This is a genomic window from Acinetobacter sp. 1294596, from assembly GCF_000582925.1.
Taxonomy (GTDB): domain Bacteria; phylum Pseudomonadota; class Gammaproteobacteria; order Pseudomonadales; family Moraxellaceae; genus Acinetobacter; species Acinetobacter radioresistens.
Genome location: NZ_JFCC01000009.1, coordinates 45,737 through 65,784, shown reverse-complemented (window position 1 = coordinate 65,784; position 20,048 = coordinate 45,737). Strand labels below are relative to the sequence as shown.

Sequence of the window (20,048 nt, the reverse complement as noted above, 5' to 3'; positions counted from 1 at the left end):
GTACCAAGCTTAAGTAACTTTTATTTTGGTTTTAAATTTAAAGACTAACATAACGATTATACCAAAAATCAGCCCCCAAAATGCCGAGCCGATACCTAAAAACTGTACACCTGATGCACTAAATAAAAAGGTCATCAGGGCTGCTTCTCGTTCCTCTATCTCATGAAAAGCTAAAGCAATGTTGTGACCAATAGTACCAAACAGGGCTATACCGGCAAGCGCAGTAATAAATACCTGTGGAAATGACATCAGTAAACTAGTCAGTGTGGCTGCAAAAAGTCCTACCAGAATATAAAAAAATCCACAGCTCATACCGGCAATATAACGTTTTGCAGGATCAGGATGAACCTGATCATCCAGACTGATTGCTGCACTGATTGCTGCAATATTTACACTATAACAACCAAAAGGAGCGAGTAGTGTTTGTGACAGTCCTGTCCAGCCAATCAACTGATTAATATGCGGTTTATAGCCATAGCTCTGTATCATGGCAATACCTGGCAGATATTGCGAAGCCATGTTGATAACAAAAAGAGGAAAGGCCAGTCCTAAAACCGCTGACCAGCTAAACTCAGGGGCCATCCATACGGGTTGAGCTAACGACCATTGTACAACCGGCGTATGAAACTCCATAAATAGAGGACAGACTGCTATACCACCGATTACAGTGAGCACAATACTATAGCGTGGCCATATGCGCTTACTGAGTATATAAATCGCGAGAATAGAAAGAATAAACCCCCAGTTAGTTTGCAGACTGGCAAAAAGTGCAATACCAAATTTGAGTAATACTCCAGCCAGCATAGCACTGGTCAGACTTTGAGGAATATAAGACAAGGCTTTTTTGAATACGCCTGAAAAACCCAAGATTGCAGTGAGTAGACCGCATACGAAAAAGGCACCAATTGCCTCGTAAAGGGTATATCCGCTACCTGTTGCAATGATCAGTGCCAGACCTGCAGTTGACCAAGAGGTTGCTACCGGATATTTAAACTTCCATGAAAGGAAAAGACCGGATATACCAATTCCCAGACCTAACGCCCAGAACCATGAACTGATCTGTTCTGAAGTTGCACCTAAAATCTGAGCAGCCTGTATAACCAGAACTGCTGAAACACTAATGCCCACCAGAAAAGTAATGAAACCTGCAAAAATGGCAGGTATTGAAATATCCTCAAGGAGTTTCTGCATCATGACTTATTAATATTTATATTAAATCGTTTAAAATGCAGACATCATACGCTCGTCAGATAAGTGCTTAAAGTATTTTTCACGTTTATTTATGATAAGAATCAACAATTATTTTCTATATGAGAAAGTGCTCAAGTTAAACTGCTAGTAGCAAGCTTGACTCCAAAACTGAAAAATAAAAGACCAACCAGAAATACGCTGACAGAACTGATTTTCGGGCTCTGCCTAAAAAAGCCTGAAAGTTTTCTACCTGAGAAAATGAGTAAGGTCAGATAACTCATGCTGGTCACCTGTAAAATAATAGCGAGGGTCATAAAACTGAGCGCAGGATGAGGATAATCAGGATCAATAAACTGAACAAAAAAAGAAAGAAAAAAGAGTATGGCTTTAGGATTGAGCAGGCTAACGGTTAAAGCTGTTCGAAAAGGGCGAATACGGTAAATAGTCTGTAACTCAGCTTCTACCTGGCGGTTATAAACTGCTTTACGCCAAGTACTGATACTCGCTTTAAGGAGTTTAAATCCCAGATAGGTTAAGTATGAGGCTCCCAAAACTTTCACAACTGTAAACACCCATGGAAAAGCCAAAAGTAAGGAGGCTGCGCCGAGTACAGTGCAAAACATAAGAATAACATCCCCTACAAATACACCAAAAGCGCCCTGATAGCCGGCTTTAATACCGTAACGGGAAGCAATTGACATAACATATAAGGAGTTAGGACCGGGAAGAAGAATAATTAAGACCGTACCAATAATATAGGTGGTCAGATCAGCAATACCAAACACGGGCGATGCTCTGCAATAAAAAACCGCTTGAGGTCATTATAACCAAAAGCGGTCAGTAAAAATGCAGAGAAACAAGATTTAAGGCTTAATTTCAGCATCCATACCAAACATTTGGCGTAACTGGATGCTAAGCTGATGACGTGCACTAATAAAGCCATCAATACCGCCTAGAAGCAGCTGATAAGCCATAAGGTCTTTGTCCAGTTCACTGGCAAAGCTCTCTGGGGTCTGTGCCGGGCGTTCAATCAGTTCGGCCTGTTTTGCTTGTTCAATACTTAGAGTTGTCTGAATTTCACGGTCGTCTTCTTCAAGCTGGCTCAGTAATGAAGGGGCAATAGTAAGCAGGTCACATCCAGCAAGACCTAGCACTTGGTCGATACTGCGGAAACTGGCACCCATTACCTGTGTCTGTATACCTTGCTGTTTGTAATAGTAATAGATTTTTTTCACAGACTGCACGCCGGGGTCACGCTCAGTTGGATAGCTTTCCACGCCTTCAGACTTTTTGTACCAGTCCAGAATCCGTCCTACAAATGGTGAAATTAAAGTAACCTTGGCATCTGCACATGCCTGGGCCTGATGCAGGCCAAACAGCAGGGTCAGATTACAGTGAATACCTTCCGCTTCGAGTATTCTGGCAGCCTGTATACCTTCCCAGGTTGAGGCAATCTTGATCAGTACCCGTTTTTTATCAATACCGTACTGCTGATAAAGTTCAATCAGTTCATGAGCCTTCTTAACTGTAGCTTCTGTTCTAAATGACAAAGAAGCATCAACTTCCGTAGATACACGACCTTCTACTAGCTTTAAAATTTCAACGCCCAATTTAACTGTTAAAATATCAATCGTACGTTCAATCAGGGCATCTTCAGTAAAATTTTCCTGCTTTGCCTGTTCAAAAGCAGATTCGATTAATGTCCTGTTTTCCGGCTGAGCTGCTGCTGCGGTGATTAACGAAGGATTGGTGGTAGCATCCAGAGGACGAAACTGGCGAATGGCTTCAAGGTCGCCCGTATCTGCCACGACGGTAGTCAAATTTTTTAATTGGTTTAACGCTGAATGTGTCATTGCTATCAAAGTCTAAAATTAAAATAGTTGTGAAATCAGTTATATCACAAAGCCTGACAGGCTAAAGTGAAAATTAATAATCAAAATATTTCTTATACATTTAAACGCTTTTCTCGAAGATGCTGGATTAAAAAACGTGCAGCTGCGCCCAGTTCAGTTTCCCGGCTCCAGACCAGATCGACATAATATTCAAATTTTGGGGTGAAATCGGCAATTTCCAGAATCTTTAAATCTTTGGCAAGCTGTGCATTCTTATTAAAAATTTCTAGGGGCAAAATTCCCCAACCCAAATTCCGGCTGATCATGGCACAGGCTGAGTAGTGATTATCGGTACGCCAGTATTGTTTTGAAAAAAGCAGTTCAGGTTTAATCAGATGATCACGACTCGCGACTACAATTTGTCTGCTTTTTAAAATATCCTCAAATATTACCTGTTTAGAAGCAGCCAAGCGATGAGTATAGGCAGCTACGGGTACGATGACTTCACGCTTGAGTTCAATAAACTGTTCCCGACTATCCAGCTGTTCACGCTCAAACATAAGCGCCAGCTGGGCACTACGATTAATCAGCATCTGCAAAGCATCTTCTTGTGGTGCGGAAATAACATTAATTTGCAGTTCTGGAAACTGTTTTTCAACAATACTGACATAATCAGTCCAATTGGTATAAAGCAGCTCCGACACCACTACAATGGTTAAAGAGGACTCAAGACCATTGCTTAATGCAAAGGCATGCTGTTTCCATTGATTAATCTCAACCAGTAGCTGTTCAGTTTTTTCATAGAGCACCCAAGCCTGAGAGGTAGGCACAGGCTCACGTCCATTACGTTTGAAGAGTTGAAGATTTAAATCAATTTCCAGATTTGCAATTGACATACTTACAGCCGAGGGGACTTTTCCCAGTTTGCGCGCTGCTGCTGAAAAAGAACCTGTTTCAATTACTGTTTTAAAAATAGTGAGCTGGTCTTGATTTATATTCATCTATCAAAAAAAATGAAAGGAGTTAATTAGATTAGACAATATTATGCACATAAAATAAACTTATCAATAAATTTGTAGGTGAAAGTCATGTTATTGTCCAAGCGCAGGCTGATCCATGCGCTGAGTTATGAAATTATTTTATTAATTATCATTGCGATTGCACTAAGTTTCCTATTTGAAGTACCAATGGAAGTGTCAGGTACACTTGGTGTGGTCATGGCAATTACTTCAGTGATCTGGAATATGATTTTTAATCATTTTTTTGAAAAATTTGAACACAGGCATCAGCTTAAAAGAACAGTTAAGGTGAGAATTTGTCATGCAGTTGGTTTTGAAGGTGGTTTAATGCTCGCGACTATTCCAATGGTGGCTTATGCTTTAAATATCGGCTTGGGCCAAGCTATTCTGCTGGACCTTGGCATGACATTATGTATATTGGTATATACTTTTATCTTCCAGTGGTTTTATGACCGCATCGAAATGCGGCTGGGATATGCACCAGATTATCGATAAGTCTCGGACAGGAAGGCCGGTGTTAAACAAATTTTTATCATGTTCTGATCTTAAAGTTAGAGATAATTAAAATTAAAGATCATTGTAGATATTATATAAAAGCCAGATTAAATGCCTTAGATAGAATAGGGTGGTAAAAAACCAGCTATTATGAGTTTAAGACAAGAAAATACAAGAAGGCCGCTTAATCATTAAGCGGCCTTCTTGTATTCATTCACAAAGCAGAAATTATTTTTCTACAATTGCTGTAACACCCTGTCCACCCGCTGCACAGATTGAAATCAGTACCCGGCCAGAACCTTTTTGATTAATCAGTTTTGCAGCAGTAGCCAAAATACGGCCGCCAGTCGCTGCAAATGGATGCCCTGCTGCCAGTGAGGAACCATTAACATTCAATTTAGAGCGATCAATTGACCCAAGTGGCGCTTCCAGTCCTAAACGCTCTTTACAGAAAGCTGGGTCTTCCCATGCTTTTAAGGTAGAAAGTACCTGGGAAGCAAAAGCTTCATGAATTTCATAATAATCAAAATCCTGAAGTTTCAGACCGGCACGTTCAAGCATACGTGGAACTGCATAAGCAGGTGCCATTAGCAGTCCCTCTTTCTTGTTAACGAAATCGACAGCAGCAGTTTCATTAAAGGTCAAATAAGCCAGTACTTCATGACCGTTAGCTTTTGCCCATTCTTCAGATGCCAGCAATACAACAGATGCACCGTCAGTTAGGGGAGTCGAATTGCCTGCGGTCATAGTAGCTGTCTCACCTTTACCAAAAACAGGTTTCAGTTTTGACAGTTTCTCGACAGATGAATCCGGACGAAGGTTCTGGTCACGTTCAACACCGAGAAAAGGAGTAATCAGGTCATCAAAAAAACCTGCTTCATAGGCTGCAGCCAGCTTATGATGGCTTGATGCAGCCAGTTCATCTTGTGCAGTACGGGAAATTCCCCATTCGAGCGCAGTAATCGCCTGATGTTCCCCCATAGACAAGCCGGTACGTGGTTCACCATTTTTAGGCGCATCCAGTAGGTTTTTAACATTAATTTTAGTTAAGGCTTTTAGCCGGTCTTTTGCAGTTTTGGCAATATTGAGTTCGAGTAAGGCCTTACGTAAACCATCCCCAAAAGCGATTGGCGCGTCGGAAGTGGTATCCACACCACCAGCAATACCTACATCAATCTGGCCTAGGGCAATTTTATTTGCAACCAAAAAGGCAGCCTGTAAACCAGTGCCACATGCCTGCTGGATGTCGTAAGCAGGTGTTTCAGGTGCAAGTTGAGTATTAAGTACACATTCGCGTGTCATATTAAAGTCACGGCTATGTTTCAGAACAGCACCAGCAACAACTTCACCAATACGTTGTCCCTGCAGATTAAAACGCTCAACAAGGCCATTTAATGCTGCGGTTAACATATCAGTATTGGATGCAGTAAAGTAAGGACCATTTGAACGTGCAAATGGAATACGGTTACCACCAATAATTGCAACGCGGCGAACTGTGTTTTGACTCATGTTTTGATCCTGTTGAACAGAAGATGGATTAGACGAAGTAACTTTAGCTGCAGTAGAGACAGTTTTTTTGCTACGGCTAGAAGTGGATTTTACTGCTTTGGGAGATTTGGTCGTACTTTTAGCAGTACGTGATGCTGTTTTTGATGTATTTGACACGTTTTCCCGAGCAGAATTCTCGACCGCCTGATTTTCTTGAGTTGTTTTAGTCATAAGGCTTTTCCAAGCACGTTTACGATATTCTGATGTGTTACATTAACATATTATAGAATAGCCTGAATTGACTACAATGACATTGCATGGAGCTTTCAGGTCAAGACATCAAAACAGTAACTCAAGTATTATTTTGCTAGAATCCGGTGGACCCTTTGAAATATAACTGTTTGAGATTACTTCTAAAGTCAACAGAACTCCAGGTTCATTCAAATTAAATTGTATGAGAGATAATAAACATGACTGATCAATACCAGGTATTTGCAAAATCTCCAATTGGTAAATTTGTCATCAAGAATCTAGGTTTACCATCGCCAATCCAGCTGGACCGTTTTGAGTCAGCTGCGCCTGTTATTAAAGGAGCAGTACTTTTAGGTGCAGCACCCTCAAGCACATTGTCTGGTGAAATTGCACAGGTTTTAAACAATATCCATGCAAATAGCTATGCAGGTAATAATGCTGAACTACAGCAGGCAGCAGCCCAGACCGGCTTGAACCTCAGTGCTTTTAATGCTGGCGATAAAGAGTCCAAGTTTAAGGCAGTGGTATTTGATGCTTCCGGAATCCAGAACTCTGAGCAGTTAAATGAACTGTATAAATTTTTCAATCCGGTTGCCCGCCAGATTCAGACTTCTGGCAGAGTGATTGTAGTAGGCATTACACCTGAGCATGCCAAAACAGTAAAACAGGCAATTGCCCAGCGCGCATTAGAAGGCTTTGTTAAGTCAGTTGGCAAAGAATTCAAAAAGGGTATTACCGCTCAAGTTGTATATGTAGATGAAGGCGCTGAAGCAAATATTGAATCTACTCTACGTTTTCTGCTTTCACCTCGTTCAGCTTATGTATCTGGTCAGATAATCCGTGTATCTAAAGCTGAAGTGGTAAATGTTGACTGGGCTAAACCTTTAGATGGCAAAGTGGCATTGGTAACTGGTGCCAGCCGTGGTATTGGCGAGGCGATTGCACAGGTACTGGCACGTGATGGTGCTCATGTGATTTGTCTTGATGTACCACAGCAGCAAGCTGACCTTGACCGGGTTGCAGCAAGTATTGGTGGTTCAGTTTTGGCACTGGATATTACCGCAGCTGATGCAGGTGAAAAAATTAAGACAGCTTCCGCAGAAAAAGGTGGTCTGGATATTATTGTGCATAATGCCGGTGTGACCCGTGACAAGACGCTGGCCAATATGAAGCCTGAACTTTGGGACATGGTACTAAATATCAACCTGTCTGCGGCAGAGCGTATTAATGACTATCTGCTGGAAAATGATGGCTTAAATAACAATGGCCGTATTGTATGCGTATCCTCCATATCAGGTATTGCGGGTAATCTGGGCCAAACTAACTATGCTGCCTCTAAAGCAGGCGTAATCGGTCTGGTTAAATTTACCGCACCACTTCTGAAAAATGGGATTACCATTAATGCAGTTGCCCCGGGTTTTATTGAAACTCAAATGACCGCAGCCATACCATTTGCAATCCGTGAAGCCGGACGCCGTATGAACTCTATGAGTCAGGGTGGTTTACCGGTAGATGTTGCTGAAACGATAGCATGGTTTGCCTCAACTGCATCTACAGGCCTAAATGGCAACGTTGTGCGTGTCTGTGGACAAAGCCTGTTAGGCGCGTAAATTTTTCATAAAAACTCTTTTCCATTAAAGGGAAGAGCAGTATAAAAGGAGAGGTGGATTTAAACCTCTCTGGCCCTCTTCCTGAGCAAGGGAGAGGGAATTTTATTTATAAAAAAGATATTGATGAAGGTTGAGTATGCACACACGTCATTTTAGCCAGTTGCCTAAGCCTTATCTGGCTTATCCAAAAGTTATTCAGGGACTGATTTTTAAAAAGCCTAAAGCTGAGAAAGTATTGCCACAAGTTGAATATGTTGTGGACTCTCTTAAGATCGATCAGAAACATCTGAAAGCCTACAATGAAGTGTGCGGCTTTAAAAATAATGGAGAGGTTCCTGCAATTTATCTGGCAGTACTTTCACAAAGTCTGCAAATGCATATGATGACGCAGGAAGCTTTCCCGTTTGCAATTCTGGGGCTGGTACATATTCGCAATATGGTACGTCAAACCCGTAGCATCAAAACCAGTGAAGAGCTGACGTTGTCTTGCAGGTTTGGTGAACTTAAACCCCATGATAAAGGTATACAATTCGACTTTATCACTACTGCTAAAGCTGGTAACCAGGTCGTGATGGAAGGACTGACTACCTATCTTGTTCGTCAGAAAAGTACAGTAAAAGCGGCTGAAAAGGTAAAGGCTGAACAGGAACCAGAATATCAGTTGAAAGAAAAATGGGATATTTCTGAAAATACCGGACGCCGCTATGCTTTAGTCTCAGGAGACTTCAACCTGATCCATATTCATGCTGTTACAGCCAAGGCATTTGGTTTCAAGCAGGCAATAGCGCATGGTATGTGGAGTAAGGCTCGAGCACTGGCAAGTCTTGAACTACCAGAAGCTTATGAAGCCGATGTGAATTTTAAATTACCTATGTATTTACCTTCCCGGGTAGAGCTTCTCTCTGCCAAGCAAGGCCAAGATACAGTATTCCTGATTTGTAATGCCAAATCGCATAAACCCCATGTTGCGGGTTGTATTAAAGCGTTGTAAGTTTTAAGCCTGAGTTTCATAACTCAGGCTTTTTTATAGTAAGTATTGAATTAAAACATTTAGATTAAAAATAAGAGTAATGATATGTCAGCCATTCAAGAATGGATTCTTCATGGACACCAGCATTATCAGGGTGAATGTCAATCTGAATTCAGAGATTTAGCAAAGCTGTTTAGCCGATTGCAGTCTAACCGTTTAAATAGCGGAGGGGCTGGGTTAGCAGTTTATTTTAAAGGAAAAAAAGTTGTTGATATTTATACTGGCAAAAAATCTGCAACTAAAAACGGGCAAGCCGATACGCTGGCAGTATGCTATTCAACCGGTAAAGGCGTATTGGCCACTTTGGCTCATATTCTGGTAAGTGAAGGCTTTCTGGACTATGACACACCCATTGGTCGATATTGGCCTGAATTTGCACAGCAAGGGAAAGACAAGCTGACGCTACGACATATATTGTCTCATCAAAGCGGTTTATATGATATCCGCAACCTGATTAATGACGCTGCAGAAATGCTTGAGTGGCAGCATATGTTAACAGTGTTCGAGCAGGCTAAACCACGTTTTTCAGCAGGAGAGGGCGTTGCTTATCAGGCTTTAACCTTTGGCTGGCTGGTCGGCGGGCTACTTGAGAAAGTTACCGGTCAAACTTTATCTCAGTTAATGCAACAATATCTGGTAGAACCACTTGGGTTAGATGGTGCATATTTTGGTCTTCCCTTGACTGAACTGGAGCGTGTAGCTCGTCCTTTTGCTGCCTCTAAACCAGTCCGGAAGGAACATAACAATCAAATATCAAAGAAAACAAAAAGAAAAACATCATTCAGTGAAAAGCTGTTTTACTGGAGTGGACAGAACCCTCAAGATTTCCAAGATGCTATGGTTCCTAAAGGAATGAAAAACTTTAGCTTCTTTAATGAGGCCGGCCTGCAGGCCTTGGTTCCCGCAGCCAATGGTGTGTTTAATGCGCATAGTCTGGCAAAAATTTATGCCATGTTGGCTAATCATGGACAGTGGAAAGGTAAGGTCTTGATTAAACCAGAAGTTTTTCAGGAGCTCAGCAGTATTCAGAGTTTTGCTCGCGACCGGGTTATGCCTGTACCCATGAACTGGCGTTTGGGCTATCATCGGATCTTTACGCTGGGTAAGGCCGCCCAACAAGGTTTTGGGCACATGGGATATAACAGTTCAGCGGCCTGGTGTGATCCTGAGCGTAATTTGAGTTTTGCCTATACTCATAATTTCCAGATGGGTTCCATGACTGGAGATTACCGTTTGTGGGCACTTACTCAAGAAGCTTTACGCTGTGCAGATGGTGTACTTACTGGTAGGAAAGGATGGTTCTCTTGAATTAAAATAATATAAAAGGACATATATGGACATAGAGCTTTCAGATTTACAAACCAAGAAGCAAGCTTTACTAGATCTGTTAAAACATCTTAAAGCTAATGCTTATCAGTTTATCAGTGTAACGCCAGAAACGCATTCACGGGTCTTAAGACATGCGGCGGTAGGAGAAACTTTAGCAGATATTTTTGGCTGGAATCGCTGGTTCTATGCAGCAGATCTCAAGGCACCTTTATTTGAACTATTGAAATATCATGATTTGCTTGAACAGCAGGAGCAACTGTTTCGCTGCAAATTTCGTGTTTCAAGTTTAAATGATGAGATTTTTATCCATAGCAGTTACCCTACAACTAGCCAGAATGCTGTTTTCTTAGGACCTGATACCTACCGTTTTAATTTGCATTTAGACTGTTTCCTAAAACAACAGCAATTCTCTGTGAGCAGTATTCTGGAAATGGGTTCGGGTACGGCAGCCACTGCGATTCTAACAACCAAAAAATTTAACCCTCAGCCAGAACTTACATTGGTAGACATTAATCCACACGCTCTATTATTAAGTGAACTTCATGCAGAATTCTCGGGCATTGAAAAGTTTCGTGCAGTAAATAGTCATTTATATCAGGAAATTCATGAGCAATATGATTTGATTATTGCCAATCCTCCTTACCTGGTAGACTCGGAGCGGCGTCAGTATCGGCATGGTGGCTATAAAATGGATGGTGCACAGCTGGCTTTTGATATTGTGCAGCAAGGGGTTACTCATCTTTACAGAAATGGACACTTGTTTTTATATACAGGGGTTGCCATCCGTAATGGTCAAAGCGTATTACAGGAACGAATTGAAGAGTGGTTTAAAGGACAATCAAAATTTACATGGCGCTGGCAGGAAATCGATCCGGATATTTTTGGTGAAGAACTCGAACAGCCATATTATTCAGGTGTGGAGCGAATTGCAGCCATTATTCTATGTGTTCACAAGATTGCCTGATAGTTTAAAAGCACAGAAATTTTAAATATACATAAATGTAAAAGCGTATCTGGTTTCAAAAATTATTTTCATATTCAAACGCAAAGTAGTGACTTGTCGTTTTAAAAGCAATTGATGACATCGGCTCATTCACTAAGCTGCAAAAAAACAGTATGCTTATACAGGCAAAAAGGAGCATACATGTATCAAGTACTTGCGCGAAAATATCGTCCACGCAACTTTAATGAGCTGGTCGGGCAAAGCCATGTGTCACGGGCGCTGACCAATGCGTTAGAACGTGGCCGTCTGCATCATGCTTATTTATTTACAGGTACACGTGGCGTAGGCAAAACAACAATTGCGCGTATTTTAGCAAAGTGCTTAAACTGTGAAACCGGTGTTACTTCTACACCATGCGAAGTATGTGCTACCTGTAAAGCCGTCAATGAAGGCCGTTTCATTGATCTGATTGAAATTGATGCCGCTTCAAGAACCAAAGTTGAAGATACCCGCGAACTGCTCGACAATGTACCTTATGCACCGACTCAGGGACGCTTTAAGGTTTATCTGATCGATGAAGTGCATATGCTCTCTACTCACTCTTTTAATGCACTCCTGAAAACGCTCGAAGAGCCGCCAGAGCATGTAAAATTTTTATTCGCTACCACAGATCCGCAGAAATTACCTATTACGGTTATTTCACGATGCCTGCAATTTACCTTGCGACCATTAGCAGTTGATGAGATTACTGAACATTTAACCCGAATTTTACAAAAAGAAGAGATTAATGCTGATAGTGACGCCATCTGGCAAATTGGTGAGTCTGCCCAAGGCTCCCTACGTGATGCATTGTCTCTGACAGATCAGGCGATTGCTTATGGTCAGGGTGAGGTACACCATCAGGATGTCAAAGAGATGCTGGGGCTGATCGACCGCACTATCATCTATGACCTGATTCTGGCCATTCATCAGAATAATCAGGCCCGGGTCAGCCAGCTTTTATTACAGTTTAGACATCAGGCACTGGATGTTTCACTTGTTCTGGATCAGCTGATTTCGACCTTACACGAATTGGCTCTATTACAATATTTGCCCGACCTAGGCCTTAAATACAGTGATGAGATTAACCGTAAAATTTTACAGCTCTCACGCCTGATTTCAGCGCAAGACCTGCAACTGTATTATCAAATTGCCTGTAAAGGACGAGCTGACCTGCAACTGTCTGTTACGCAAGAGCAGGGCTTTGAAATGTGTATTTTACGGCTGTTAGCTTTTCGGCCTTTGGCACCTGATGAAATATCAATAGACTATTCTGGACAGGCGGTTCCTGATAGTAGCTCCTCAGCATCGGCAGAAGTTAATACAGCACCTCATCTGTCTGAACCACAGGTAACAGTTTTAGCAGAGAAATTTGAGCCTGAGACAAATTTTATTTCTGAAGAGTTATTACTCGCTGGAGCAGAGCCAGACACTGTGCCTAAAACTACAGCAGACTCTTCTGAACCTTTTGAGAAAAAACCGCTAGAACCAGCTGTTCCGGACAGTAATACTGAGGAAAGTTCAGCAGCAAATGAAATGCTGAGCTTCAATTTAAACTCGGCTGATGGGCTGGTCGGGTTTGATGAGGCAGGTTTAAATATTCAGCCTAAACCGGTAGCGCCTTCTGCTGATCTTTTGGATACTAAATTTCTTGAACCTGATACTGCAGTCATTTCAGAACTGGCAGTAAGCACCCAACCCGATATACTAAAAGATCTTAGCCAGAGTGAAACAGCGCCTACCATATCTGCGGAAGATTTATTTGTTGAGTTACCTGTAGCCGAGTCCTTTAAAACCGGGGGAAAGAGTGAGCAGGTATCTCATAGTTTTTCTGATGAAAAATTGTCTGATACTAAGCTGGAAAAAGCTGGTATTAGCGCTCAGCAATATGAAAACTCTGGTCACTTGATGCCTCAGGATATTCTAACACTGGCACCTCAGCAGTTAGAGCATGACTGGACTGTAGAAAAATGGGAATACTGGTTTAGGAATAGCGAGTTATCACCTGCCGTTCAAGAGCTGGCCCAGCATGGATTGATGACAGGCACGATTAATGGCCTGTCAGTTTTTCAAATTCCACAACAATATGAAGGAATGCTGTCTCAGCTCCAGCATGCTTTAGAGCAAGCCATGAAAGAGCAATGGCCCGATACACAGTTTCAAGTGGAATACAAAGAAATTGAGCAGATCACGCCATATATCATGCAAACGGTACGCAAGGAAAAAGCGTACCAGCGTGCAAAAGAATTACTACAGCAGGAGCCTGCAATTCAGAGTTTAATTCATCTTTTTGATGCCGAGCTGCAAAATATCCAGTTAAAATTATGATTGTTTTATAAACAATAAGTGGCTAGATCCTCCCGCATCTGTTGAGATATGGGAGTGCTTTTTCGTGTTTTACGATTTACAAACACATGAACAAAGTGACCTTGTGCAGATGCTTGCTGCTGACCCTGTTTAAAAATCGCTAAACGATATGTTAAAGAAGATTGGCCGATACGTTCAATTGCTACGCCAACCTCAATTATTTCAGGAAAAGACAGTTCCTGAAAAAAGCTACAAGCAGAATCAACTACCAGCCCAATTACAGGGGATTGATGAATGTTAAACCCTGCTTTCTGAATCAGCAGCGAATTAGCCGCCGTGTCAAAATAGCTATAATAGGTTACGTTATTGACGTGCCCGTATATATCGTTATCTGCCCAGCGAGTCTGAATCGGCAAGAAAAATTTAAAATGCTTGCGTTCGGTAATTACAGGCTTATTCATGAATAAATGGCTCGATATATATTGAGGGCATCCTCATAACCCAGCTCACGGGGGTTATTCTGTAATAGCCGGGTTTGTAATATTGCATCTTGTGCCAGCTGTTCTAAAGCCTGCTCAGGTATGGCGAGTGATTGCAAAGTCAAGGGTAAGCCAGTGATGTCCAGATAATTTTGCATATGATCAATAAACAGATCACTAAGGCCTTCTACTGAGCCACTACTTTTAGGTTCAATATGTAACATCAATTCAGCATAGTGCTGCTTGGCATGAGTCAGGTTAAATTTTAAGACTTCAGTAAAAACCAGAGCATTGCTATGCCCATGTGAAATATGGAAGTGTCCACCAAGCGGATAAGCCAAGGCATGTACCGCACCCACTGGTGAGTTGGCAAAGGCCTGCCCGGCAAGCATTGAACCGACCAGCATATTCTGCCGGGCTTCCATATTGTGGCCATTTTCAAGTACCGGTCTTAAATTTGTATAAAGAATCTGGAGCGCTTTAACTGCGAGTAAATCCGCATAGAAATTTTTTTTAATTTTAGATGTATAGGCTTCGACAGCATGCACCATCGCATCAATACCGGTCGCTGCAGTAATATGACGTGGTAAATTTCGGGTGAAATTTGCATCGAGTATAGTAGTATCTGCAAAAAGCACAGATGATACTATTCCACTTTTTGTTGTTTCCCCAGTGGTTACTATCGAAATAGGCGTGACTTCGGAGCCGGTACCAGCAGTGGTGGGAATTAAAATTAATTTCAGTCGTGCGCCTTGGACCTGATTTACACCATACATCTCCTGGAGCTTTTGCTGTTGTTCAGGATGCGCAAGCAGGGCAATAATCTTGGCAACGTCCATAGAGCTGCCGCCACCAAAGCCTAAAATAATGTCTGCTTTTTCTTCTCGGGCAAAACGGGCGGCTGCCAGGACTACGTCTTCTGGTGGATCAGCCTGTACATCAGCATAAATACTATATTCAAGTCCAATGCTATGTAAAATATCTAAAACAGGTTGATGAAGCTGCTGAGCCAGCATTCCCGGATCGGTAACCAATAACAGTTTTTTGGACTTCTGCTCTATCAAGATTTGCTTGAGTCTCTCAATTGAGCCTAGCCCAGCAATAATATTGGGAACGGTTTGAAACTGAAATTGGCCCATACGTTTTCCTTAATTCTTTAAAAAATTGAACATTATTGTTTTACAGTTCTATAGGATTCATCCTGTAAATAACTTAACATAAGACTCTTCAAAAGAAAGCTGTACTTGAGGTCGTTATGTCGTCCAAAGCGCCGTATAAGGTGTTGTGTGTCTGTTTAGGAAATATTTGCCGCTCTCCCACAGCGGAAATTGTCCTGAGGCATTATTGTGACGAGTATCAGTTAAATGTAATCGTTGATTCAGCTGGCACCAGTAATTATCATCCAGGTAAAGCACCTGACCAACGGAGTCAGAAGCATGCTAAAAAACGTGGTTATGATCTCTCAACGTTAAGAGCTCGTCAGTTAAAGACTCAGGATTTTCTTGATTTTGACTTGATTCTGGCAATGGATCATCAGAGTCTTGAAGATATACAAGCAGTAATGCATCAAGCTGGTCTTGAATATGGCGAAACATGCCTGCGTGCAAAAGTTGCTCTGATGAGTGAGCATGACCCTGAATATTCCAAGCAGGCTTTACCCGATCCCTATTATGGCGGACTTGATGGTTTTGAGCGGGTACTGGATCAGTGTGAATCAAGCAGTCGTGCCTGGATAAATGTATTTAAAAGTCAGTTTGGTCAGTAATTTAAAAGGTTTAGATGTGATTCAGATTCAAAATAATATTCAACTTAAACCTTTTAACAGTTTAAAGCTTAACAGTGTCGCTTCCCATTACATTCACATTGAACAGACTCGGCAGATTCCGGCTGCGGTTCAATATGCTATCCAGAATCAGCTGAATATTCTTGTACTTTCTGGTGGCAGTAACCTGCTTCTACCTGAAAAGATTAATGCACTGGTCATGCATATTGATATTCAAGGTATTGAGTATTTAGATGAAGATGAACAAAGCCGCAGCCTGAGGGTGGGTGCCGGTCAGGTCTGGCATGAGTTTGTACTCTATACCACCACAAAACGCTTGTATGGCTTACAGAACCTGGCTTTAATTCCAGGACGAGTTGGCGCGTCACCTGTACAGAATATTGGTGCTTATGGGGTAGAAGCTGGGGATTTTATTGAATCGGTACAAGTATATGATCGTGAAACTGGCCAGTTTGACTCGATCTGTGCTAAAGACTGCGGTTTTTCATACCGGCACAGTATTTTTAAAGATCAGCCAAATCGCTACATTATTACCCATGTAACATTCAGGTTATTAAAAACACCGCAGCTCAAGCTGAACTATGGCGATCTGAAACTGGCTATGGCAGGTGATCAGAGTGCCGAAAACCTGCAACAGCAGGTTATTCATATTCGACAAAGTAAGTTACCTGACCCGGCACAATATCCTAATGCCGGCAGTTTTTTTAAAAATCCTGTAATTAGTAATGAGGCTTATCAGAAACTGGCAGTGCGATTCCCGAGACTACCGCATTACCCCCAGTTGACTGGTCAGGCCAAGATCGCAGCTGGCTGGCTGATTGAGCAGGCAGGATGGAAGGGCAAGCGTCTGGGTCAGGTAGGCATGTTTGAAAAACAGGCACTGGTCCTGGTCAATTATGCTGAAGCGTCATTAGAAGATATCAAAGCTACTTACTGCGCGGTACAGCACGATGTTTATCAGAAATTTAACATCATGCTCGAGCCGGAACCGGTACTCTATAATGAAATAGCCCAGATTTGCTCACATACGGAATAAACAGTTTATGGCTCAGTATCATTGGATGGTGCGTTTAGTACAGCTTGCCGCAGGCATATTTGTACTGCTCGGCTGTCTGATGGTTTTTATCTATACCCCTTTTTATTCGCAGCTGGTGGTCAAGGCTCTTAATACTTTTGTGCCAGTAGAAGTCAACCAGGTGGCAGCAAAAAGTCAGGAAATGGCCGCCCTGAGCGAATATGAGGAACTAGAGCCTGGTTCAAATCTCTGGATTGCCCGTCAGGCATACTTAAAGCTGATGGAGCAGTCTATGCAAAACCAGAATGCACAGGATTTGCCTACGCTACAGGCCCGTTATAAAGCATTGCAAAAAATTATTATTGAAGAACAGGAAAAAGAAGAAAACGATAAGGACGACCAACCGGTTATTCCATTACTGGTTCCATCTGTTGATAAAAAAGGACAGGAACAAGAACAGCCAGTCTCCGATTCGGTTGAAGACATGCGTGAGCTTCTGCAATTGAATAGCGCAGAGAATAAGGTGTTAATGGAGCAATATATAGATTTCCTGATGACACATCCGGTTGAACAGCAAGAGGCAGTAGAAAGCGAAATTTATCAGGATATTGCCCAAATACAAAAAGAAAAAAATGAACCAGTCTATCCGGCAAGTTCCAGCAAACCTTATGCAATTGTTGTTTTAGGTGGCGGTTTAACTTTAGCTGATAACCAGAAAGATATTGTAGTGAATAAATATACCCGCTTGCGGCTCGAGAAAACCCTGGAAGTCGAAAAACAATACCATTTACCCATTGTTTTAAGCGGGGTAGAAGCCCCTTATATGCAGGCTTGGCTAAAAGAAAGAAATGTAGAAGCAAAATTACTGGAAAACCGCAGTATGAATACCTGTGAGAATTCACGGTTCAGTTCATTGCTTTTACAGAAAAAAGGTGGGGCACCTACAGTAATCTTGATCACGGATGTTTATCATATGCCACGTACACGCCGTTTATTTGCACTAAACGGTATAGAAACCATACCGGTTGAAGCGCCTATGCCTTCAAAATTAACAGACTGGCGTCCAAGCCGGCAGAATTATGATCACAGTCGCCGTGCCAATTACGAAATGCTGGCCACAATTCGCGATATCCTATTTGGCTCAAGTGGCTGCCGGGAGGTACCTTAATGTCAGATATCCCATTTTTAAATCCGAATGTACTTACCCAACTTGACTTGCCTATACCTAGCCGTGAAATTACTTCACAGCTTCTAGAACCATTAAATCTGAACCGCCCGTATGAGCCCTCAGTTGATATTTTGGCTTATCGCAAACTTTATGGTTTAAATCTGCTGTACTGTGACCAATGGCAGGGTTATGTTCCCATGCCACTTTTTCGATTACATGTACAGGTTTTTAAACCGAGAGTTGCTGAAATTAAAGGTACGGTCTGTTTGCTGCATGGTTATCTTGAACACAGCGGCATTTACCAGCCAATCATCCGTGAAATACTTGAACAGGGCTTCAGCGTAATAACATATGACTTGCCGGGGCATGGCTTAAGTGACGGTTCGCCGGCCAATATCCAGAATTTTGATCATTATCAGCAGGTTTTACTGGCCGTATATCAGTATGTCCGTCAGGCTGACCAGTTGCCGCAACCATGGTTAGGTATTGGACAGAGTACGGGAGGCGCAATCTGGATGCATCATTTGCTCGAATATGCTGAGCAACGCCGTAATCCGATTGTTGATCGTATTTTGCTTTTATCTCCACTCATTCGACCTGCAAAAACAGCATGGTGGCATAACCCGGTTGGCCTCGGTATTATCCGGCGTATCAAGCGGCAAGTGCCTCGACATTTCCGGCGTAATAACCATAATCCGGAATTTCTGCGCTTTATTCGCTTAAAAGATCCCTTACAGCCCCGTATGATGGGTATGGACTGGATTCTGGCGATGTCGCGGTGGATGCTGGAAATGGAGCAGCGACCGGCTTGCCGAATACCAGTCTGGCTTGCTCAGGGAGCCCTGGACCAGACGGTAGACTGGCGTTATAACATTGAATTTATTCGGCGAAAATTCCGATTACAGACCCTGCTTATGCTTGAAGAGGGTTCGCATCAACTCATTAATGAGCGGGCTGATATTCGGGCTGCACTTACCGGGCTGATTCCGGCATTTCTACATGCCAGACCTTCAAAATACTATTATGAATAAATAAGCTCATGATCTGGCATTAAGTACTAATAAAACTTAGCGTCATATAATCTTCTGAAAAAGCCAGAGTAATGATCTGGCTTTGTAGTTTTTAGTGAATAGTATGCTTTTATATTCAAGCCTGCTTTTTTGCCAGTAATGTAGCAAAACGCAATTTTATCCGGCGACCATGCTCATCGAGCCGATGTAGCTCACCAACATCTTCATTATATTGTAAGATATTCCAACCCGTATAATAACGAATGAGCTCTCCTTCTTTAAAGGTGAAGGGGAAATCAACATTACATGGATAGTCTGGTGTATCCATAGCCGCAACAATCAGGTTATAACCTTCAGGCAGAGTTGCTTTTTGCATTTCTTCTATAAGTCGGGGAATAGTAGCGGGCTGTAAAAACATCAGCACAACCGTTGAAAAGATAAAGTTATAGCGTTTTTCAATAATGGGATTCTGGTTCAGGTCACGTATCTCAGTGTGAATATGATGAATTTTCTCTGCATCAATAATTTCATTAAGCTTATTGATGCTAGCTTCATTAATATCCCATGCATCGACCTCAAAACCTTTTTCACTGAGAAAAAGTGTATTGCGGCCACTACCACAACCAAGATCAAGTGCGGTACCTGCACTGTGCAGAATTTTACTCGCCATACGTATTTCGGAATGCGTTGGTACTAGTCCATATTTCTTTTCAAAGTAACGCTCAGGTTCACAGAAAAATTCAAGTTGGCAGGCAATATCGGAACTGGTAGAGACAATTTTGTGCCATGCTTGAGGTGAGACTAAGGAAGGTTGATGACTAGCATTAAAAGTTTCTTCAGAAATTATTTCACCATTTTCTGATAGCATGGCAAATACCAGTTCGCCCTGCAATATTGTCAATTTAGCCCAAGTCCCTTCTTGAGTATTATGTTTCTCGCGGAAATTCTGAGGAAGGGTTTTATTAGACCATACAGGCATTTGTTTATAACAGCGCAAGTTACTCATCGTGTTTTCCTCAGATAGAGTTTTATGGTGATCAAGTTAGCCAAGTGAAGAA

Annotated in this window: 18 protein-coding genes; 10 read left to right on the top strand and 8 right to left on the bottom strand. The window is 42.0% G+C overall.

Going from position 1 to position 20,048, the window contains the following annotated elements:
- Positions 1-9 precede the first annotated feature (9 nt).
- The 4 genes from J502_RS05760 to aceR all read right to left on the bottom strand — a co-directional run bounded on the left by J502_RS05760 (position 10) and on the right by aceR (position 4,024).
- Complete coding sequence (locus J502_RS05760; protein ID WP_034428885.1) at positions 10-1,191, bottom strand: benzoate/H(+) symporter BenE family transporter; 1,182 nt, start codon at positions 1,189-1,191, stop codon at positions 10-12.
- A gap of 131 nt (positions 1,192-1,322) precedes the next feature.
- The gene (gene leuE / locus J502_RS05755) at positions 1,323-1,976 is read right to left on the bottom strand and encodes a leucine efflux protein LeuE (RefSeq protein ID WP_005026293.1); all 654 of its coding nucleotides are present in this window, start codon (positions 1,974-1,976) and stop codon (positions 1,323-1,325) included.
- Positions 1,977-2,054: 78 nt separating this feature from the next.
- Entirely contained in the window at positions 2,055-3,044 is a 990-nt protein-coding gene (gene tal, locus J502_RS05750) for a transaldolase (protein WP_005406479.1), read from the bottom strand.
- A 92-nt stretch (positions 3,045-3,136) separates the two neighbouring features.
- Positions 3,137-4,024, bottom strand: a complete 888-nt coding sequence (gene aceR / locus J502_RS05745) for an HTH-type transcriptional regulator AceR (RefSeq protein ID WP_005406336.1) — start codon at positions 4,022-4,024, stop codon at positions 3,137-3,139.
- 87 nt (positions 4,025-4,111) lie between these two features.
- On the opposite strand from aceR, the gene aceI reads away from it, so the two are divergent.
- On the top strand, positions 4,112-4,537 hold the full coding sequence (aceI, locus tag J502_RS05740) for a chlorhexidine efflux PACE transporter AceI (protein WP_005026289.1): 426 nt from the start codon (positions 4,112-4,114) through the stop codon (positions 4,535-4,537).
- A gap of 228 nt (positions 4,538-4,765) precedes the next feature.
- Here the strand turns inward: aceI and J502_RS05735 are convergent, their stop codons facing one another.
- Positions 4,766-6,256 carry an acetyl-CoA C-acetyltransferase gene (locus J502_RS05735; protein ID WP_034683385.1) on the bottom strand — a complete coding sequence of 497 codons (1,491 nt, stop codon included), beginning with the start codon at positions 6,254-6,256 and terminating at the stop codon, positions 4,766-4,768.
- Positions 6,257-6,495: 239 nt separating this feature from the next.
- Between J502_RS05735 and J502_RS05730 the strand changes: the two genes are divergently transcribed.
- The 5 genes from J502_RS05730 (at position 6,496) to dnaX (ending at position 13,556) form a co-directional block, all read left to right on the top strand.
- Positions 6,496-7,887 carry a 3-oxoacyl-ACP reductase gene (locus J502_RS05730; RefSeq protein ID WP_005406451.1) on the top strand — a complete coding sequence of 464 codons (1,392 nt, stop codon included), beginning with the start codon at positions 6,496-6,498 and terminating at the stop codon, positions 7,885-7,887.
- A 136-nt stretch (positions 7,888-8,023) separates the two neighbouring features.
- A complete protein-coding gene (locus J502_RS05725; RefSeq protein WP_005406250.1) occupies positions 8,024-8,878 on the top strand; it encodes a MaoC family dehydratase in 855 nt (284 codons plus the stop codon).
- 84 nt (positions 8,879-8,962) lie between these two features.
- The gene (locus tag J502_RS05720) at positions 8,963-10,225 is read left to right on the top strand and encodes a serine hydrolase domain-containing protein (protein ID WP_034683384.1); all 1,263 of its coding nucleotides are present in this window, start codon (positions 8,963-8,965) and stop codon (positions 10,223-10,225) included.
- 25 nt (positions 10,226-10,250) lie between these two features.
- The gene (locus J502_RS05715; RefSeq protein ID WP_005406230.1) at positions 10,251-11,210 is read left to right on the top strand and encodes a methyltransferase; all 960 of its coding nucleotides are present in this window, start codon (positions 10,251-10,253) and stop codon (positions 11,208-11,210) included.
- A gap of 180 nt (positions 11,211-11,390) precedes the next feature.
- Positions 11,391-13,556, top strand: coding sequence for a DNA polymerase III subunit gamma/tau (dnaX, locus tag J502_RS05710; RefSeq protein WP_005406472.1), 2,166 nt, complete (start codon positions 11,391-11,393; stop codon positions 13,554-13,556).
- A gap of 5 nt (positions 13,557-13,561) precedes the next feature.
- Here dnaX and J502_RS05705 read toward each other — a convergent pair whose 3' ends face one another.
- Together J502_RS05705 and J502_RS05700 are read right to left on the bottom strand one after the other, a co-directional pair.
- On the bottom strand, positions 13,562-13,996 hold the full coding sequence (locus J502_RS05705; protein ID WP_005406338.1) for an acyl-CoA thioesterase: 435 nt from the start codon (positions 13,994-13,996) through the stop codon (positions 13,562-13,564).
- Positions 13,993-15,153, bottom strand: coding sequence for an iron-containing alcohol dehydrogenase (locus tag J502_RS05700; protein ID WP_005406490.1), 1,161 nt, complete (start codon positions 15,151-15,153; stop codon positions 13,993-13,995). Before J502_RS05700 ends, J502_RS05705 begins: the two co-directional genes overlap by 4 nt.
- Positions 15,154-15,269: 116 nt before the next feature.
- Between J502_RS05700 and J502_RS05695 the strand changes: the two genes are divergently transcribed.
- From J502_RS05695 to J502_RS05680, 4 genes are read left to right on the top strand one after another with little or no spacing between them, the layout of a single operon-like run.
- Positions 15,270-15,779, top strand: a complete 510-nt coding sequence (locus J502_RS05695) for a low molecular weight protein-tyrosine-phosphatase (RefSeq protein ID WP_005406331.1) — start codon at positions 15,270-15,272, stop codon at positions 15,777-15,779.
- Positions 15,751-16,833, top strand: coding sequence for a UDP-N-acetylmuramate dehydrogenase (gene murB, locus J502_RS05690; protein ID WP_005019972.1), 1,083 nt, complete (start codon positions 15,751-15,753; stop codon positions 16,831-16,833). Before J502_RS05695 ends, murB begins: the two co-directional genes overlap by 29 nt.
- A 7-nt stretch (positions 16,834-16,840) precedes the next feature.
- Complete coding sequence (locus J502_RS05685) at positions 16,841-17,980, top strand: YdcF family protein (protein WP_005019973.1); 1,140 nt, start codon at positions 16,841-16,843, stop codon at positions 17,978-17,980.
- Positions 17,980-19,011, top strand: coding sequence for an alpha/beta hydrolase (locus tag J502_RS05680; RefSeq protein ID WP_005406242.1), 1,032 nt, complete (start codon positions 17,980-17,982; stop codon positions 19,009-19,011). Before J502_RS05685 ends, J502_RS05680 begins: the two co-directional genes overlap by 1 nt.
- A gap of 115 nt (positions 19,012-19,126) precedes the next feature.
- Here J502_RS05680 and tehB read toward each other — a convergent pair whose 3' ends face one another.
- Positions 19,127-19,996: an SAM-dependent methyltransferase TehB gene (gene tehB, locus J502_RS05675; protein WP_005406457.1), complete on the bottom strand. Its 870-nt coding sequence runs from the start codon at positions 19,994-19,996 to the stop codon at positions 19,127-19,129.
- Positions 19,997-20,048: the final 52 nt, after the last annotated feature.

What these genes read in the sequence shown, in the direction of transcription:
- J502_RS05760 (WP_034428885.1), bottom strand. Translation starts at nt 1,191, where the DNA reads ATGCAGAAACTCCTTGAGGATATTTCAATACCTGCCATTTTTGCAGGT.
- tal (WP_005406479.1), bottom strand. Translation starts at nt 3,044, where the DNA reads ATGACACATTCAGCGTTAAACCAATTAAAAAATTTGACTACCGTCGTG.
- aceR (WP_005406336.1), bottom strand. Translation starts at nt 4,024, where the DNA reads ATGAATATAAATCAAGACCAGCTCACTATTTTTAAAACAGTAATTGAA.
- aceI (WP_005026289.1), top strand. Translation starts at nt 4,112, where the DNA reads ATGTTATTGTCCAAGCGCAGGCTGATCCATGCGCTGAGTTATGAAATT.
- J502_RS05735 (WP_034683385.1), bottom strand. Translation starts at nt 6,256, where the DNA reads ATGACTAAAACAACTCAAGAAAATCAGGCGGTCGAGAATTCTGCTCGG.
- J502_RS05730 (WP_005406451.1), top strand. Translation starts at nt 6,496, where the DNA reads ATGACTGATCAATACCAGGTATTTGCAAAATCTCCAATTGGTAAATTT.
- J502_RS05725 (WP_005406250.1), top strand. Translation starts at nt 8,024, where the DNA reads ATGCACACACGTCATTTTAGCCAGTTGCCTAAGCCTTATCTGGCTTAT.
- J502_RS05720 (WP_034683384.1), top strand. Translation starts at nt 8,963, where the DNA reads ATGTCAGCCATTCAAGAATGGATTCTTCATGGACACCAGCATTATCAG.
- J502_RS05715 (WP_005406230.1), top strand. Translation starts at nt 10,251, where the DNA reads ATGGACATAGAGCTTTCAGATTTACAAACCAAGAAGCAAGCTTTACTA.
- dnaX (WP_005406472.1), top strand. Translation starts at nt 11,391, where the DNA reads ATGTATCAAGTACTTGCGCGAAAATATCGTCCACGCAACTTTAATGAG.
- J502_RS05705 (WP_005406338.1), bottom strand. Translation starts at nt 13,996, where the DNA reads ATGAATAAGCCTGTAATTACCGAACGCAAGCATTTTAAATTTTTCTTG.
- J502_RS05700 (WP_005406490.1), bottom strand. Translation starts at nt 15,153, where the DNA reads ATGGGCCAATTTCAGTTTCAAACCGTTCCCAATATTATTGCTGGGCTA.
- J502_RS05695 (WP_005406331.1), top strand. Translation starts at nt 15,270, where the DNA reads ATGTCGTCCAAAGCGCCGTATAAGGTGTTGTGTGTCTGTTTAGGAAAT.
- murB (WP_005019972.1), top strand. Translation starts at nt 15,751, where the DNA reads ATGTATTTAAAAGTCAGTTTGGTCAGTAATTTAAAAGGTTTAGATGTG.
- J502_RS05685 (WP_005019973.1), top strand. Translation starts at nt 16,841, where the DNA reads ATGGCTCAGTATCATTGGATGGTGCGTTTAGTACAGCTTGCCGCAGGC.
- J502_RS05680 (WP_005406242.1), top strand. Translation starts at nt 17,980, where the DNA reads ATGTCAGATATCCCATTTTTAAATCCGAATGTACTTACCCAACTTGAC.
- tehB (WP_005406457.1), bottom strand. Translation starts at nt 19,996, where the DNA reads ATGAGTAACTTGCGCTGTTATAAACAAATGCCTGTATGGTCTAATAAA.